The following is a 16,277-nucleotide window of genomic DNA, read 5'->3' on the forward strand; positions in this document are numbered from 1 at the left end:
GGCCCCAACGCCCGCCGCCCCAACCCGGTAGGCCCACCTGAACTGTCCACGCACTCAGCCAACCGGCAAGGCCCATCACCAGAAATCAGCCAAAGTACCCGGCCCCCTGACCAAGGTATGAAGAGGACGGAGAGAAGGGACCAAGATGCTCGGAGAACTTGCGCGCCGATGGCAGGCAGGACGGCAGCTCAGCCGCGGGTGGAGCGATGTGTCCGAGGACCACGGCGTGATCGTGCTCCGCATCGGGGATCCCGAGCGGATGGTGTCCTACCTAGCCGCCGACGAAGACCTTCCGTACGCCGCCCAGTTGGCGCGCGACGACGAGTATCCGGCTGGGCTTTCCTGGCTGAGCGTGGTGACGACCGAGACGAGTCGGGTGTTGCCGCGGATCCAGGCGGAGGGGCTGGACTATCGGCGTACCGAATGGTTGATGACGGTTGCCTTGGACCGGCAGTCCGTACGCCGTGCGCCCGCGCCGTACGCGGTTGAGGTGGAACTCTGCGGCGACTGGGTCGTTGCGGCGGAGGTTCGCGCGGGAGATGTGGTCGCCGCGAGCGGACAGCTGGTTGTCATAGGTAAGGACGCGGTGGCCGATCTGATCTGGACCGAGCCGGAGCATCGACGCCAAGGGCTGGCCGGCGCGATGATGTCGGCGCTGGTCGAGGAGGCGCGGAGGGCCGGCGCGACTACGGGGTTGCTGGCTGCGTCGCGTGAAGGTCGGGCGCTCTACAGCCGGTTGGGGTGGGAGACGTTCGCCGAGATTCTGGTAGCTCGGACCGGGGTCAGGTGAGGCGGACTCGGGGGTCTATGAGGCTGTAGGTGATGTCTACCAGGAGGTTCATGGCTACGAGGATGACCGAGGCGAGGAGGACCGTGCCCATGATGACGGGGAGGTCGTAGTTGCTGACGCTGTCGACGACCAGGTTGCCGAGGCCGGGGAGGTCGAAGATCTTTTCGGTGAAGATCGCGCCGGAGAGGCTGCCGGCGATGTCGAGGCCGAAGATGGTGATGACCGGGATGAGACCGGCGCGGAGGGCGTGCTTGTAGGTGACCATGCGATCCGACAGGCCCTTGGCGCGCGCCGTACGGATGAAGTCCTCGCTGAGTGTCTCGACCATCGAGCCGCGCGAGTAGCGGGCGTAGTCGGTGCAGCTGTAGATGCCCAGCACGAGCCACGGCGTGAGCAGGCCGCCGAACCATTTCGCCAGGTTCTCCGACGGTGGCGTCCAGCCTCCGCGCGGGAGGATCGGATAGAGGATGGTCAGGTACAGCGCGACCATCAGGCCGACGATGTAGTACGGCACCGAGCTGACCACGAGCGTGGTGCTCATCAGGAACCGGTCGCTCGCGGTACCTCGCCGCTTCGCCGCCATCGCGCCGACCGAGACACCGATGGTCAGCACGAGCAGGGCGTACCCGGCCACCAGCGACACCGTCACCGGCAGCCTGCTGGAGAGCATGTCGTACACCGGCCGGTCGTTCTTGAAGGAGAAGCCGAGGCACGGCGCGGGGCAGTGCTGGGTGAAGCCGGACGTCACGAAGTCCCGGCCCACCACGATGCCTTCGACGTACTCCGCGAACTGCTGCACCTTGGGCCGGTCCAGATGCAGGTTGCGCTTGATCTCGTTGTAGCGCTGCTGGGTGCAGTTGCGCTCACCGCAGATCGCGCCGGCCGGGTCGGTCGGCGCGACGAAGAACAACGTGAAGGTCGCGACCAGCGTGACCAGGACGACGCTGAGGGCGCTGACCAGCCGACGACCAACGAAGTGCACCACGAGCTGACTCCTGCATCTGCCGACGGATCCGGGGCGACCCCCAGCCGCCGCGACATGGTTCCATACCCGGCCGTCGCCGGTTGCCATCGACCGGCAGATCTACGGCGCAGGCGTCAGACCGCGCCGAATCGTTCGGTGTGGATGCGGCGCAGCGGGATGCCGCGGGCGGAGAGTTCGTGGCTGACGGCATGGACCATCGGCGCCGGGCCGCAGAGGAAGTAGTTGAGCCGGGCCGGGTTGCGGGGCAGGTAGCGGTTGAGCAGTTCGCCGCTGATCCGGCCCGCCTCGCCGATCCACTCCGGCCCCGGCCGGCTGATCACCTCGACGACCTTGAGGTTGAGGCGCTGGCGGACCTCCTCGATCTCGGGCCGGAGCATCAACTCCTCGACGGTCCGGGCTGCAATGATCAGCCAGTGCCGGCGACGGTCGCGGCGATCGGCGAGCGTCCGGAGCATGCTCAGCAGCGGGGTGATGCCGACGCCGGCCGCGATCATCATGAACCCCGACGAGCCGTCGTACCCCTCGATCGTGAAACCGCCGTACGGGCCGTCCAGGAACACCCGGCGGCCGGGCCGCAGACCACTGAGCAGTTCGGTGTAGTCGCCGAGTGCCTTGATCGTGAACTGTTTGACCTGGGGCCGCTGCGCCGTCGAGGAGATGCTGAACGGATGCTCCTCGAACACGAAGGCGGTGGAGCCGAACTTGAGCCAGGCGAACTGCCCGGCATTGAACGGTACGCCGGCATGCCGGTCGGCCCGGATCGTCAGGGTGACTCCGTCGCCAGGCTCGTGTCGTACTTGCTCGAGCAGATAGGACCGTCGGCTCGCACGCAGCGGCAACCACAGCCACCGGCGTACGGTCAGCGCCGCCACCAGCAGTCCCGTCGTGCAGAACCAGATCGCCAGCAGCGGCTTCGAGATCAGGTGCCGAAGCCACCAGACGTGCAGCCAGGCAGTCAGCAGCACGATCCACGCGAGTGCGTTGTGGACCAGTCGCCACCCTTCGTACCGCGGCTGGCGGCTGGGCCTGGTGATCGCGAGGCCGACCATCAGGATCAGCGCCAGCGTCGAGCAGGTCGCCGCCCGAGCGGCCCAGGTGGTGTGTGCCAGGTCGAAGATGGCGAAGTGGCGCCGGTCCTCGATCAGCACCGCGACCAGGTGCAGCAGTACCAGGACCACCGCCGCCTTCGCGATGGACCGATGGATCTTGAGGATGGTCTCGATCCCGAACGCGGCGATCAGTGGCGACACCCGCGCCGGCAGGATCACCGCGACCACCAGCGCGGAGAAGGCCACCAGGCCGAGGCTCAACGCGATCGCCTCGCCGACCGACAGGTCGTGCGAGCCCAGTGACAGCCAACTGAGGAACAGCGGAACCAGGAGTGCTTCGAGATAGAGCAGGAACCAGCCGATCCGGGCAGCTGGTCCGTGCACATGCGTGCTGACAGGTCTTCGGCGGATCATCTCGGTTCCCATCCGCATCCTTCGGGGGTGTGACTGGAACCTACGCCCCCGCGGAAGTGGTCCGGAATGCCCCATTTCGTTAAGAAATAGCCCTGTTCGATTCCACCTTGGTCCAGCCCGGCACAACAGTTGCCGTAGGCAACCAGATCACTCACCGACTTACTCCTGACAAAGTCGCCCGGGGAGTTGGCTGAGCGCGGGCCCGACTTGGCAGTAGGGTTCGGGGCGTGCCTCAGCTTCGGGTTGCTCTTGCTCAGCTCAACGTCACGGTCGGTGATGTGGACGGGAACCTCGACAAGGTTGTCACCTGGACCCGCAACGCCGTCGACCGCGGCGCGCACCTGGTCGCCTTCCCCGAGCTCGCGCTGACCGGTTACCCCGTCGAGGACCTGGCCCTGCGCGGGTCCTTCGTCGACGCCTCGCAGGCCAAAGTGCACACGCTGGCCGAGCGGCTGGCGGCCGAGGGCCTTGGCGAGATCGTCGTCGTGGTCGGCTACCTGGACCGCGCCACCGGTACGGCGATGGGCGTCGACCGCCTCGGCCGGCCGAAGGGCTCGCCGACGAACTCCGCGGCGGTGATCCACCGCGGCAAGGTGGTGACGTCGGCGGTCAAGCACCACCTGCCCAACTACGGCGTCTTCGACGAGTTCCGCCACTTCGTGCCGGGCGACTCGCTCCAGGTCGTCCGCATCCACGGCATCGACGTCGCCCTGGTCATCTGCGAGGACCTCTGGCAGGACGGTGGCCCGGTAGCGGCCACCCGAGCTGCTGGGGCCGGTCTGCTGCTGGTGGTGAACAGTTCGCCGTACGAGGCCAACAAGGACGACGTCCGGGGTGAGCTGGTGACCCGCCGGGCTCGCGAGGCAGGCTGCGCACTGGCGTACGTGAACCTGGTCGGCGGCCAGGACGAGCTCGTGTTCGACGGGGACTCACTGATTGCCGATGCCGAGGGCAAGGTGTTCGCGCGGGCACCGCAGTTCGAGCAGGGCAGCATGGTGGTCGACCTGGACCTACCGGCCGCCACCGGTACGCCGGGTGGCGACCACGAGGGCATCCGGATCGTGCACACCGTGCTGCAGGAGGACCCGCTGCCGGCGTACGAGCCGATCGCCGCGGCGGTGGCGCCGCGACTGTCGGACGAGGCCGAGATGTACGGCGCGATCGTGACCGGCTTGCGCGACTACGTCCGCAAGAACGGGTTCAGGTCGGTCCTGCTCGGCCTGTCGGGTGGGATCGACTCGTCGCTGGTCGCGGCGATCGCCTGTGACGCGATCGGTCCCGAGCACGTGTTCGGCATCTCGAACCCGAGCGTCTACTCCAGCGAGCACTCACGCGACGACGCGGCCGAGCTCGCCGCCCGGACCGGCCTGAACTACCGCGTCGTACCGATCCAGCCGATGGTGCAGCCGTTCCTGGACACGCTCGGCCTGACCGGACTGGCCGAGGAGAACCTGCAGGCGCGGGTCCGGGCCGTCATCTGGATGGGCCTGTCGAACGCCGACGGCCACCTGGTGCTTGCCTGTGGCAACAAATCGGAGCTGTCCGTCGGCTACTCGACCATCTACGGCGACTCGGTCGGCGGGTACGCGCCGCTGAAGGACGTGCCGAAGACGGTGGTCTGGCGGCTGGCCAAGTGGCGGAACGCGGATGCCAAGGAGCGCGGCAAGCAGCCGCCGATCCCGGAGAACTCGATCGTGAAGCCGCCGTCGGCGGAGCTGCGGCCCGGCCAGGTCGACACCGACTCACTGCCGCCGTACGACCTGCTCGACGACATCCTCGACGACTACGTCGAACAGGACCGCGGCAGCGCCGAACTGGTCGCCGCCGGATTCGACACCGACGTCGTGTCCAAGGTGATCCAGTTGGTCGACAAAGCGGAGTACAAGCGGCGGCAGTATCCTCCGGGTCCGAAGATCACCCACAAGGCGTTCGGCCGGGACCGCCGGCTGCCGATCACCAACGCCTGGCGTGAAGATGCAAGAAAGGCGACCGAGAGCTGAGTGGATCGTGGCGTAACCGCCCTTACTCCGACGACTCCTTCCCGCGGACGGGCGGCTTCCGCCTGCCCGAAGACAGCGACGAGGACGATGTGAGCGATCCCTCACCGACAGCCGGTGGCGCTCACTCACCGCAACGGTGGGACGATGAGGCCATGGTTGACAACTTCATGTCGGCCGGTACCAACGGCGACGCCGACGACGAGCTGCCGGCGCCGTACGGGACCGGACCGAAGAACCGGACAACCGAGGAGCACCACCGCTCGGACTACAGCTACACCGAACCGGATCGATCCGGCGACGGGTGGCGCGATCGGTCGACCGCGCTCGACGGGCTCGACCCTGCCCCGTCACTGCCGAACGCACCCCGGTCGTACGAGCGCGGCCCGGTGCCCCAGCAGCCGTACGTGCCGAAGCCGCCGTTCCTGCCCGGTCCCCCGCCGGCCGCGCCGTCGCGCGAGCAAGGCGGCTACCAGGGCCAGCAGCAGTCGGGCCAGCAGTACGGCGAGCAGCCGTACTCGGAGCCGTCCCGTTCGTACGGCGACTCCTACAGCGAGCCCAGCTCCGACCGGTACGACGAGTCGCCGTTCGCCCCGCGTACGCCGTACCAGGAACCCACCTCGTTCCGGCCTCAGCAACCACCGGCTTCGTCGCAGGGACCCCAGCAGGGCTCCCAGCAGGCTTCTCCGCCGTCGCAGAGTCCGTTCGCTCCTAACCGCAACGGGACCAGCGGCCACCCACCACAGCCGGCGGCGCCTTCCACTCCCCGCCCGAGCACCCCGGCTTCCAACGGGCTGAGCTCCAACGGCACGGTCAGCTCCAGTTCCGCGCAGGGACCCGCGCAGTCAGCGCCGCGGCCGCCGCAGCCGCAGTCCAGCAACGGTTCGACCGCGCACGGTGCCGGCAGCAACGGCTGGATTCAGCCGTCGCCTCCGAGCACGTCGCAGTCGCAGCCGTCATCGCAGTCCCAGACCGGCGCGCTCAGCAACGGTCTTTCGCAGCAATCGCCGCCGCGCGCCGCCGGTCCGGCGCCGACGAGGCCGGCGCCGAGCGCACCGAGCACACCGAACGCACCGAACGCACCGAGCCCGGCGGCTCCTGCTGCGTCGAGTGCGCCGACCGGTTGGAGTGGACAGGCGCCGAGCACCGGCCAGACACCCAACGCCTCCAACGGCTATCCCTCCGACCCATCAGCGGAGTACGAGAGCAACGCGCCGATCAGTTCGGCCGCGACTCCGTCGACACGCAACCCTGCTCCGAGCCAGCAGAGCCCGGCCACGCCGCAGGCCCCGGCTGCTCAGCAAGGCGGTAGTAGGCCGGTCGGCGCCCGCCGTCGTGCCGACGTGCAGCAGGACGCACCGAGCCAGGTCCCTGAGCCGGCCGCATCCCACCGAGCCGCCCGCCGCGCGCAACCGATCGCCAGCACCGCACCAGGCGAATCAGCCGGTACTTCGGCGTCGCCGTCCACCCCGAGTACGCCCGGCGACTCTCCGAACCGCCCACGCCGGTACAGGATTCACCACCTGCGGGACATGAAGAACCGCGGTGAGAAGTGGGCCATGCTCACCGCGTACGACCAGTACACCGCCGAGATCTTCGACGAGTCCGGCATTCCGGTGCTGCTCGTCGGCGACTCCGCCGCGAACAACGTCTACGGCTATGACACGACGCTGCGAGTCACTGTCGACGAACTGATTCCGTTGGCGCGTGCGGTCGCTAGTGCCGTGCAGCGCGCGTTGGTGGTGGCCGACCTTCCGTTCGGTTCCTACCAGGGATCACCGGAGCAGGCTTTCCACACCGCTGTGCGCTTCATGAAGGAGGCGGGCGTGCACGCGGTGAAGCTGGAGGGCGGGCGGACCGTCGTACCGGCTGTGGAGAAGCTGACGCAGGCCGGCATCCCGGTGATGGCGCACATCGGTTTCACTCCGCAGAGCGAGCACAGCATCGGCGGGTATCGCGTGCAGGGTCGTGGTGACCAGGCGGCTGGGCTGATCGACGACGCGGTCGCGCTCGCCGAAGCCGGCGCATTCTCGGTCGTGCTCGAGATGGTGCCCGGCGATGTCGCCGCGGAGATCACCAAGCGGATCTCGGTCCCGACCATCGGCATCGGCGCCGGTCGCGACACCGACGCGCAGGTGCTCGTGTGGCAGGACATGGCCGGCCTCCGCTCCGGCCCGATGCCCCGCTTCGTCAAGCAGTACGCCGACCTCCGCAGCATCCTCACCACAGCCGCGACCACCTACGCCGCCGAAGTAGCCAGCGGCGCCTTCCCGACCGACGATCACACCTTCTAGATCCAAGGGAGGGCTGAGCGTTCCGACCAGTACTCGTAGGGCTTCTGTGCGAACTCGGTCAGGGGCTCGGCCGTGGCGTGCTTGAGGTTGCTCTCGAGTTGCTCTGAGGTGGTCGCGCCGCTGAGTACTACGTCGGCCCACGGTTGGGCAGCTGCGGCGCTGATCGCCAGCGAATCCGGGGCCACGCCGTGTTCGGCGGCGAAGGTGTTGAAGGGGGTTTCGCCGGCCTTGGAGGTGAGGCGCCCGTTGGCCACGGCTTCCTTGACCACCACGAACCATCCGGCGTCGTGCGCCTCGGCAAGCGCCGTACCGACCGATGGCTCCAGGACGTTCCACGTCGACTGCACAGCCGTGAACGGGCCGCCGCCGAGTTTCAAGGCTTCGCGCAGCGTCTCGGCTTGATAGGGCCCACTGGTCGACAGGCCGACCCGTACGCCGTCGGCCGCGAGTTCACCGAGGCGATCGAGCAGCTTGCCGTCGGAGAGCGCGGGGCTGTCGGAGGTGAGGCTGTGGACCAGGTAGAAGTCCGGTCGTCCGCCGAGGGCCGCCAGCGTCTCGGGCCACTGGCGTTCGAAGGTCTGCAGCGAGTGGTCTTTGACCTCGTGCGTCGTTGCGTCGTCGCGCCAATCGGCGACGTACGTGTAACCCCACTTCGAGCCGATGGTCAGCTGACTGCGGCGGTCAGGAGTCAGCCATTCGCCCAGGAAGACCTCGGCGAGACCGTACGAGCGGGCCGCGTCGAAGTACCGCACACCGGCCTGCCACGCCTGCTCCAGCAGCTCGTGCGTCCGGCGGCGAAGGTCCTCGACCTCACGACCGGGCGGGAGATCCTGGTCGTGGCCGAGATTGATGTACCCCGGCCGTCCGAGTGCGGCCAGTCCCAGGCCGATCCGTGCAGTCATGTCATCGATCGTCTCACCGGCAACCAACAGCACCCGCGCCGAGACGCGCCGTACGACGAGTCTTCGGCGGCCCTTCGTCGCTTACCGTTTTGTGGTGTGACCGATTCCCGCCTGCCTCCGCCCGGCACCGTCGTCCGGCGTACGACGGCCCGAGTCCTTCCCGTCCGTGGTGACGGGAAGGTCCTGCTGCTGCACGGGTGGGATCCCCTGGTTCCGGCGCGGCCGTACTGGTTCACCATCGGCGGCGGCGTCGAAGCCGGCGAGACGGTTGCGCAGGCCGCGAGCCGCGAACTGCGCGAGGAGGTCGCTCTGCTGGTGCCGGCCGACTCGCTGGGCGAGCCGGTCGCGACGAACACGATCGAGTACCACTGGGGCGGCTGCCCGATCATCCAGCACCAGACCTTCTTCGCGGTCCGCGTGGACGCCGTCGAGGTGAGCTTCGCCAACCAGGAGGAACTCGAACTGGCGACGATCAGCGACCACGGCTGGTGGCATCCCGACGACCTCGAGGCGACCGGTCAGGCCGCGCACGTCACCATTCCCGGGCTGCTCCGGCAGGCCGTGAACGCGATCGAGTTGCGCAAGGCGTCCTAGACCGGAGCCCTAGCGGGCGCGGGCTTCCTTCAGCACCTTTTTCTTGACCTTCTTGTCCACCTTGTAGTGGACGCGGTCCAGCCGCTCCGCGCAGCCGGCATCAGCCAGCCGCTTCAGGACCACCGGGCACTTCTTGCACCTCGGCTTGTCCTTGCAGCACTTCTTCTTCGCGGTCACGGACGGCACCAGGCGAGTGTAGGTGAGGCATACCTAACCGTCTACCTGACAGCGCAGTCTTCGTGGCGCACGTCACTGCAACTGTTCGGTGAGCACGCTTCGGGCCTCGGTGAGCGATGGGCCGTACCAGGTGAGGTGGCGGCCCGAGACGCATTTGGCCGGCCGGGTAAAAGCCTCCGGTCCGTCATTCACCGAGAACGCATACGGCTCGTCCGGCAAAACAACCAGGTCGTACTCCGGCAGCGCGGCCGGGTCGAACTTCGGATAGCGCTCGGGTGATTCCGCCAGCACGTTGTCGATGCCGAGTCGCCGCAGCACATCACCCGCAAACGTGTCCCGTCCCAAGGCCATCCACGGCCGCCGCCAGATCGGCACGATCGCGCGACGACGCGGCCCGGCGTACGGCGTACTCCAACTCGCGGTCGCGTCGGTCAGCCATTGCGGGACGTCACCGGTGATTGCCGAGAGCATCCGGCGAAGACAGCCGAGTGATTCGTCGAGCGTCGTCGGCGCGGTCACCCAGACCGCGATTCCGGCCGCCCGCAATGCGTCGAGATCGGCTTCGCGATTCTCTTCGGCATTCGCGATCACGACGTCCGGCGCGAGCTCACGAATCAGTTCGAGGTCGGGGTTCTTGGTACCTCGCACGCGTGTCACGTCGAGGTCTCCGGGATGCGTGCACCAGTCCGTCGCACCGACCAGCAACTCGCGATGCGTGGCGGCGATCGCTTCCGTCAACGAGGGCACGATACTGACCACTCGACGCACTCGCGACGGCATCGCGAGCACTGTTCCCACATCGTCCTGCATGGCAGCGAAACCTGTCTTTCCCGGGTCGTTCGGCAGAGGTTGCCGAGGACAACACTTGTGCCGGAGCACACCGAATCGGCCGATCCGCGGCAACTTCGCGTGCGTGTCGCCAACAAATCTTTCCCGGCTTCCGGCATGCTCCGGGTGCGGTGAAAACCCTTCTCCACAAGGATTTTCGCACTATTCACCCGGATAGCGTATCCGGACGCCTTAAGCTGCACACGTTTCAGGTGCTTTACGTAGCCACCAAGTGTTGTCATCATCATGACGACGAGGAATCCACCGTGGTTTTCCTCAGCCGCACCAAGGAGGCAGAAGTGCCAGCCAAGAAGGCAGCCGCAGGGAAGGCGACAGCCAAAAAGGCTTCTCCCGCCAAGAAGACTGTCGCCAAGAAGGCCAGCGCCGCGAAGACGACCACCGCGCGCAAGGTCACCGCAGCGAAGAAGACGACAACGGCGAAGAAGGTGACTGCGGCGAAGAAGGCACCGGCCACAAAGGTCGCCGCGAAGAAGACCACCGCGAAGAAGACCGTGGCCAAGAAGGCGCCGGCGAAGAAGACCGCCGCCAAGAAGACCGTGGCGAAAAAGGCGCCGGCCAAGAAGGTGACCGCGAAGAAGACGGTGGCGAAGAAGGCGCCGGCCAAGAAGGTGACCGCCAAGAAGGTGACCGCCAAGAAGGCCCCGGCGAAGAAGACCACCGCCAAGAAGACCGTGGCCAAGAAGGCGCCGGCGAAGAAGACCGCCGCGAAGAAGGTCGCCGCCAAGAAGGCGCCCGCTCGCAAGGTCGCCGCGAAGAAGGCACCGGCCACAAAGGCCGCCGCCAAGAAGGCGCCCGCTCGGGTGGCCGCGAAGAAGGCGCCGGCCCGCAAGACCGTCGCCAAGCGCGCGACGACGACCCGGAAGGCCCCGGCGCGCAAGGCCGCCGCGAAGAAGGCCTGATCCGGCGCAGTAGCCGAAAAGCTGCGGGGCACCACCGTTTCCGGTGGTGCCCCGCAGGCGTTTCCGCAGCAGTCAGTCGTCGTTCCACTTGGGGTCGTTGTCCCAGGCCTCGTTGCGTTCCTGGACCTTCTCCAGCGCGCGGGCCGCCTTTTCCGGCGAGCTGTACGGCCCGAGTCGCTCGGAGGCCTTGTCGCCTTCGTAGGGCTCGACCTTGCCGGTCTTCACGTTGTAGTACCACTCGTTGCTGTGATCGTCGGACATAAAGGATGACCACCTCCCGGTCGCTTGTCGCAACTCTCTAGAATGATCCCACCATGTCGCTTCTCACTCCTGGCATCATCTCGCCTCGCCGTCCGGTACCCGCTTCCATTCCCCGGCCGGAGTACGTCGACAAGCCCGCGCCCACGCCGTACGAAGGCTCGTACGTGACCGCGCCGGAGTTGATCGAGAAGATGCGCGTCGCGAGCAAGCTGGCCGCGCAGGCGTTGCAGGCCGTCGGTGCTGCCGCCAAGCCCGGGGTGACGACCGACGAACTCGACGCGATCGGCCACGAGTACCTGGTCGAGCGCGGCGCGTATCCGTCGACGCTGGGCTACCGCAACTACCCGAAGTCGTTGTGCACCTCGGTGAACGAGGTGATCTGTCACGGCATCCCGGACGACCGCCCGCTCGAGGACGGCGACATCGTCAACGTCGACATCACCGCGTTCCTGGACGGCGTGCACGGCGACACCAACGCGACGTTCCTGGTCGGCGACGTCGACGAGGAGAGCCGGCTGCTGGTAGAGCGCACGCAGGAAGCGCTCAACCGCGGCATCAAGGCGGTCAAGCCCGGCCGTCAGGTGAGCATCATCGGCCGCGTCATCGAGTCGTACGCGAAGCGCTTCGGGTACGGCGTCGTCCGCGACTTCACCGGCCACGGGATCGCCACCTCGTTCCACTCCGGGCTGATCATCCCGCACTACGACGACGAGCGGTTCGACGACGTGATGGAGCCGGGGATGACGTTCACGATCGAGCCGATGCTCACCCTCGGCAGCTACGACTACGACCTGTGGGACGACGGCTGGACCGCGACGACAAAGGACAAGTCCAGGACCGCGCAGTTCGAGCACACCCTGGTCGTCACCGACACCGGCGCCGAAGTCCTCACCTTGCCGTGAACGCGCGCTACACGCAGTACGAGCGCGCTCACCTGCCCGGCATCGTCGCCCTGTGCGAAGCCGAAGGCTGGCCGAGCTTCCCGGCCGACCACGAGCGCGCCCACGCAGTACTGACCGGACCCGGCGTGACGTCGGTCGTTGCCCTCGACGACAACGGCGAAGTCGTCGCCTTCGCCTACCTGCTGAGCGACGGCCATATCCAGGCCTACCTGGCGGAGTTGGCGGTCGCAGCCACCCATCGCCGCCAGGGCATCGCCCGAGCTCTCCTCGAATACGCCATGCCACTGACTGGTGCCCAACGCATCGACCTGGTCACCGACACCGCCCAGGACTTCTACGCTTCCCTCCCCCACCACACCTTCAGCGGCTTCCGCATCTACCCCGGCTGGAAACCCACCGACTCGTAGAGCCGCCGCGCCGGAACGTTGTCTTCGGCAACTCTCAGCGCCGACTGCGTACCAACGGTCGCCAGCAGAGCACGGGCAAGCCCAAGGCGGCGATGTGTGGGCGCGACGAACAGCTCGATGATGAACGGACAGTCCGGCGTATCCGGCCAGGGCGCCCGCTCGACGACCAGCAACGCACCGACGAGCTGATCGCCCGCCACCGCCAGCCAACTCCAGTCGCCACTCAACGTGCCGTAGGCGCCGTCGAAGGTCGCGCCGATGTCGTCGATCGCCTCCGCCTCGCTCGCGCAAGCAACCCCCGGCTCGTACGACTCGAAGTACAGCCGACCCAGCGGGATCGTGTCGACGGGTGTCGGCGTACGGAGTACGACGTCCGCGGGTAGCGGACTGGTCGTCGCCGGCGAGGCCTTGCGAATCAGCAGCATCTACAGCGCCAGAGCGTCGGCGATCACCTTGCGGCCGAAGGAGACGGCGGTTTTGGCGTCGGTGGTGGTGAAGGTGATCGGCTCGCCGGCCCGATGGGACAGGCAGCGCGAGATCAACCCAGTCCAGTCGGGGAAGGCGACCAGGGCGTGTTCGCCGGCGGCGGTCTTGGACACGATGTTGCCGGTAGCAAGTAGTGCGTGCAGCCGCGGTACGCCGAGGACGACCCACGGCAGCGCCCAGTCCGGCATCACCGCATCATCGGGTCGGTCAGCGACAGCCGCCTCGAGCTGGTCGTAGGTTGGTTGCCAGTACGACGTGAGGTTGGCGCGGGTGAAGTCGACGAGCGCCTGGTGATCGTCGTGAACGACCAGGCCCGGCGTCCTGCGAACAGCCAGGGATTGACGCGCCATCTCCGACCACAACACCGGACCTACCGGGCCGCCACTCGGGTCTTGCTTGAAGATCCCGTCCAGTGAGAACGCCACCGGCTGACGAGGATCGGGCGGGGAGGCGAGTTCGGCGGCGGTCAGGTAGGTCACGTCGAAGGAGGGCTTCGCCGGTAGGCGAGCATGCACCTCGCGCACCGCCTCGACATCCTTCAGCGGCTCGGCGAGCACCACTACCCCGTCGATATCGCTGCGACCGGGCCGGAAGTCGCCGAGTGGCACCGAGCCGGTCAGATACAGCCCGACGACGTGGTCCGGCAGCGCCTTGTCGATCAGTTGCAGGTACTGCGAGGTGACCGACTCGACGTCGCCGGGCAGGATCATCGGTTGGAGGCGTTCTGGATGAAGGTGGCTAGGTCTTCGGACTGGCGGAGGCGGGATTCTTCGTTGACGTACATCATGTGGCCGGCCGGGTAGTAGCGGAGTTCTATGTTGGCGTGGAGTTCCGCGGGGATCTGGAGGCGGGCGACTGTGTGCTCCGTGGCGAAGTACGGGGTGGCGCAGTCGTAGTAGCCGGAGGCGATGTGGACCTTCAGGTGGGGGTTGGCTCGCATCGCCTCGGCGAGCTTGTCGGCGACCGTGACGTGGTTGCTCTCGAACTCCTTGAACGACCAGTCCTTCGCCGCATCCCGGCTGAGGAACTCGTACGGCAGGTCGTTGTGGTACTCGAGTTCCGCCCGCACGTAGTGGTTCAGTGCCGCGGTGTAGGGCCCGATGATCGCGCGGAACGACGGGTCGTCGTTCGACACCTCACCAGCGGAGTCCACGTCCCAGCCGGTGAACCTGCTGTCCAGCCGACCGACCACCCGGCGACGCGAGCGCAGCAGTTCGGCGAAGAAGCGGGTGTGCTCGATGCGCAGGTTCACCCGGTCGAGGTAGTCCTCCGCCAGCCCGGTCAGCGATGCCAGCCGGGCGATCACCTCGGCCCGGTAGTCGTCCGGCAACCGGTTGCCCTGGGCAAGCGCATTCGGGTACCGGCCGGCGGCGTACCGCTCCGCGTCCGCGAGCACGTCGGACAGCTCGCGGTCCGGGACCAGCCCGTGGTAGTGCGCGGTCGCGGCGTACGACGGCAGGTACAGCGCGAACGGCAGGTCGTTGCCCGGCGTGAAGTCGAGCGTCCCGAACTCCAGTACCGCGGAGATCAGCATCACGCCGTTCAGGTACATCCCGTACCGGTCCTGCAGATGGGCGGCCAGCCCGGCGGCGCGCGTCGTACCGTAGGACTCGCCGGCCAGGAACTTCGGCGACATCCAGCGCCCGTTCCGCGACGTCCACAGCCGGATCACCTCACCGACGGACTCCAGGTCGCGGGTGAACCCGTGGTACTCCCCCGGCTTCTCGCCCTCGACCGCGCGCGAGTACCCGGTCGACACCGGGTCGATGAACACCAGGTCGCTGTGCCGCAGCAGCGTCTCCGCGTTGTCCTCCAGCCCGTACGGCGGTGGCGCGAGCTCTCCGACGTCGCCGGAGACCGCGCGACGCGGCCCGAGCAGCCCGAGGTGCAGCCAGATGCTCGAAGATCCCGGGCCGCCGTTGAAGGCGAACGTCACCGGCCGCTGCGAGGCGTCCGCGTCGTCGAGCGTGTACGCGGTCAGGAACACCTCGGCCTTCGGCAGGTGCCCGTCGAACTTGCCCTCGGTGAGCACCTCCTGCCGCAGTACGACGCGGCCGGTGGTCGCCGTGTACTTCAGCGTCTCCTTGCCGATCCGCAGCTCGTGCCGCGTGGTGACGAGATCGTCGACGGGCGCCTTCGCCGCCGCGGTAGTGCTTTCCCCAGCCGTCTCAGGAGTCGCCATGCCGAAAACCTATCAGCGCCTTCCCTCACCCCCGGTACGAATTTAACGACCGGCCGGCAGGTCATGCAGCACGCGAAACCCCATCCCGTACTGCGAACCCGGGAAGCGCAAGGGTCGGCGTACCGAGCGACAGGAGGTATCACCCTGGAGAGCTCTGCCGGTTCTTTGCCTGAGCGTGCCGTCCAGGTGATCGTGCTGACACCTCCTGTCCGTCGGTACGCGCGGTTCGGGGGTGGCGCCGATAGCCTTTCGGGTATGGCGGTGATTTTTCATCTGGCGTTCGTGGAGCAGTGGGAAGCGGCACGGGAGGCGGAGTGTTATCGGTGGTCCACCAGGGGGCAGTCGCTCGATGACGGGGCGGCGTTCATCCATTGCTCGTACGCCGATCAGGTGGCGACGGTGGCCAACTCGTTCTACGCCGATGTGACCGAGCCGCTGTGCGTGCTCGTGATCGAGGTCGAGCGGCTGGTGTCGGCGTTGTGCGACGAGGATCTGGACGGGATCGGGATGTCGTTCCCGCATCTGTACGGGCCGCTCAATCCGGACGCGGTCGTCGAGGTCCGGCCGTACGAGCGGGGCGCGGACGGGCGTTGGCCGGAAGTCGCTGCGCAGGCACTATCCTGAGGGTGAACGGGTCGGTCGGGCGATCGCGTCGTTCATCGGTAGTGCCGCGGTTTCGCGGTCACCCGGTGGCCGCCGAGGAAAGTCCGGACTCCACAGGGCAGCGTGGTGGGTAACGCCCACCCGGGGCAACCCGCGGGACAGTGCCACAGAGAACAGACCGCCAGCGGCTTCGATGGACCCCGTGGTTCATCGGAGTGCGGGTGAGGGTGAAACGGTGGTGTAAGAGACCACCAGCTCCCCAGGTGACTGGGGAGGCTCGGTAAACCCCACGTGGAGCAAGGCCAAGAGGGCGGCGGGCAACCGCCGCCTGCGCGAGCGTTCGAGGGCTGCCCGCCCGAGCTCGCGGGTAGGCCGCTAGAGGTGCCCGGCAACGGACACCGTAGATAGATGATCGCCGACCACAGAATCCGGCTTAAAGACCGGCCCGTTCACCCATCACCCGCACTGACGACGGCCTGCCCGAAC

At 67.5% G+C, this 16,277-nt stretch carries 17 protein-coding genes and 1 other RNA gene; 9 read left to right on the forward strand and 9 right to left on the reverse strand.

Features of this window, described 5'->3' with window-relative positions; genetic code table 11:
- Positions 1-145: 145 nt before the first annotated feature.
- Complete coding sequence (locus tag EV138_RS03890) at positions 146-790, forward strand: GNAT family N-acetyltransferase (protein WP_133977065.1); 645 nt, start codon at positions 146-148, stop codon at positions 788-790.
- On the opposite strand, the gene EV138_RS03895 is transcribed toward EV138_RS03890, so the two are convergent.
- A complete protein-coding gene (locus EV138_RS03895) occupies positions 783-1,775 on the reverse strand; it encodes an ABC transporter permease (RefSeq protein WP_133977066.1) in 993 nt (330 codons plus the stop codon). The genes EV138_RS03890 and EV138_RS03895 overlap by 8 nt on opposite strands.
- Before the next feature lie 113 nt (positions 1,776-1,888).
- Positions 1,889-3,250 carry a ferredoxin reductase family protein gene (locus EV138_RS03900; RefSeq protein WP_166678481.1) on the reverse strand — a complete coding sequence of 454 codons (1,362 nt, stop codon included), beginning with the start codon at positions 3,248-3,250 and terminating at the stop codon, positions 1,889-1,891.
- Positions 3,251-3,465: 215 nt separating this feature from the next.
- On the opposite strand from EV138_RS03900, the gene EV138_RS03905 reads away from it, so the two are divergent.
- Together EV138_RS03905 and panB are read left to right on the forward strand one after the other, a co-directional pair.
- The gene (locus EV138_RS03905) at positions 3,466-5,238 is read left to right on the forward strand and encodes an NAD+ synthase (protein ID WP_133977068.1); all 1,773 of its coding nucleotides are present in this window, start codon (positions 3,466-3,468) and stop codon (positions 5,236-5,238) included.
- Between the two features lie 152 nt (positions 5,239-5,390).
- Positions 5,391-7,529, forward strand: a complete 2,139-nt coding sequence (gene panB / locus EV138_RS38555; RefSeq protein ID WP_238157946.1) for a 3-methyl-2-oxobutanoate hydroxymethyltransferase — start codon at positions 5,391-5,393, stop codon at positions 7,527-7,529.
- On the opposite strand, the gene EV138_RS03915 is transcribed toward panB, so the two are convergent.
- Positions 7,526-8,431, reverse strand: a complete 906-nt coding sequence (locus tag EV138_RS03915) for an aldo/keto reductase (RefSeq protein WP_133977069.1) — start codon at positions 8,429-8,431, stop codon at positions 7,526-7,528. The two genes, panB and EV138_RS03915, sit on opposite strands and share 4 nt — an antisense overlap.
- A gap of 96 nt (positions 8,432-8,527) precedes the next feature.
- Here EV138_RS03915 and EV138_RS03920 point away from each other — a divergent pair, with 96 nt between their 5' ends.
- Entirely contained in the window at positions 8,528-9,025 is a 498-nt protein-coding gene (locus tag EV138_RS03920; protein ID WP_133977070.1) for an NUDIX hydrolase, read from the forward strand.
- 9 nt (positions 9,026-9,034) lie between these two features.
- Here EV138_RS03920 and EV138_RS37160 read toward each other — a convergent pair whose 3' ends face one another.
- Together EV138_RS37160 and EV138_RS03925 are read right to left on the reverse strand one after the other, a co-directional pair.
- Positions 9,035-9,211 (reverse strand): hypothetical protein, encoded by a 177-nt coding sequence (locus EV138_RS37160; protein WP_157979518.1) that lies wholly within the window; start codon positions 9,209-9,211, stop codon positions 9,035-9,037.
- A gap of 63 nt (positions 9,212-9,274) precedes the next feature.
- A complete protein-coding gene (locus EV138_RS03925) occupies positions 9,275-10,012 on the reverse strand; it encodes a helical backbone metal receptor (protein ID WP_133977071.1) in 738 nt (245 codons plus the stop codon).
- Positions 10,013-10,329: 317 nt separating this feature from the next.
- Between EV138_RS03925 and EV138_RS03930 the strand changes: the two genes are divergently transcribed.
- Positions 10,330-10,950, forward strand: coding sequence for a histone H1-like repetitive region-containing protein (locus EV138_RS03930; protein ID WP_133977072.1), 621 nt, complete (start codon positions 10,330-10,332; stop codon positions 10,948-10,950).
- A gap of 72 nt (positions 10,951-11,022) precedes the next feature.
- On the opposite strand, the gene EV138_RS03935 is transcribed toward EV138_RS03930, so the two are convergent.
- On the reverse strand, positions 11,023-11,211 hold the full coding sequence (locus tag EV138_RS03935; protein WP_133977073.1) for a hypothetical protein: 189 nt from the start codon (positions 11,209-11,211) through the stop codon (positions 11,023-11,025).
- Positions 11,212-11,264: 53 nt separating this feature from the next.
- Between EV138_RS03935 and map the strand changes: the two genes are divergently transcribed.
- Both map and EV138_RS03945 read left to right on the forward strand, forming a co-directional pair.
- Positions 11,265-12,113 (forward strand): type I methionyl aminopeptidase, encoded by an 849-nt coding sequence (map, locus tag EV138_RS03940; RefSeq protein ID WP_112236585.1) that lies wholly within the window; start codon positions 11,265-11,267, stop codon positions 12,111-12,113.
- Positions 12,110-12,520 (forward strand): GNAT family N-acetyltransferase, encoded by a 411-nt coding sequence (locus EV138_RS03945; protein ID WP_133977074.1) that lies wholly within the window; start codon positions 12,110-12,112, stop codon positions 12,518-12,520. Before map ends, EV138_RS03945 begins: the two co-directional genes overlap by 4 nt.
- Here EV138_RS03945 and EV138_RS03950 read toward each other — a convergent pair.
- The 3 genes from EV138_RS03950 to EV138_RS03960 are packed head-to-tail and all read right to left on the reverse strand — an operon-like array spanning position 12,490 to position 15,188.
- Positions 12,490-12,945: a GNAT family N-acetyltransferase gene (locus EV138_RS03950; protein ID WP_133977075.1), complete on the reverse strand. Its 456-nt coding sequence runs from the start codon at positions 12,943-12,945 to the stop codon at positions 12,490-12,492. The genes EV138_RS03945 and EV138_RS03950 overlap by 31 nt on opposite strands.
- Complete coding sequence (locus tag EV138_RS03955) at positions 12,946-13,716, reverse strand: nucleotidyltransferase domain-containing protein (protein WP_133977076.1); 771 nt, start codon at positions 13,714-13,716, stop codon at positions 12,946-12,948.
- Positions 13,713-15,188: a S10 family peptidase gene (locus tag EV138_RS03960; protein WP_133977077.1), complete on the reverse strand. Its 1,476-nt coding sequence runs from the start codon at positions 15,186-15,188 to the stop codon at positions 13,713-13,715. Before EV138_RS03960 ends, EV138_RS03955 begins: the two co-directional genes overlap by 4 nt.
- A gap of 255 nt (positions 15,189-15,443) precedes the next feature.
- Between EV138_RS03960 and EV138_RS03965 the strand changes: the two genes are divergently transcribed.
- On the forward strand, positions 15,444-15,812 hold the full coding sequence (locus EV138_RS03965; RefSeq protein WP_133977078.1) for a DUF952 domain-containing protein: 369 nt from the start codon (positions 15,444-15,446) through the stop codon (positions 15,810-15,812).
- A gap of 7 nt (positions 15,813-15,819) precedes the next feature.
- Positions 15,820-16,243: RNase P RNA component class A (rnpB, locus tag EV138_RS03970), an RNA gene on the forward strand.
- Positions 16,244-16,277 lie beyond the last annotated feature (34 nt).

Origin of the sequence: Kribbella voronezhensis, assembly GCF_004365175.1 — a bacterium.
In the GTDB taxonomy this organism is placed as follows: Bacteria; Actinomycetota; Actinomycetes; order Propionibacteriales; family Kribbellaceae; genus Kribbella; species Kribbella voronezhensis.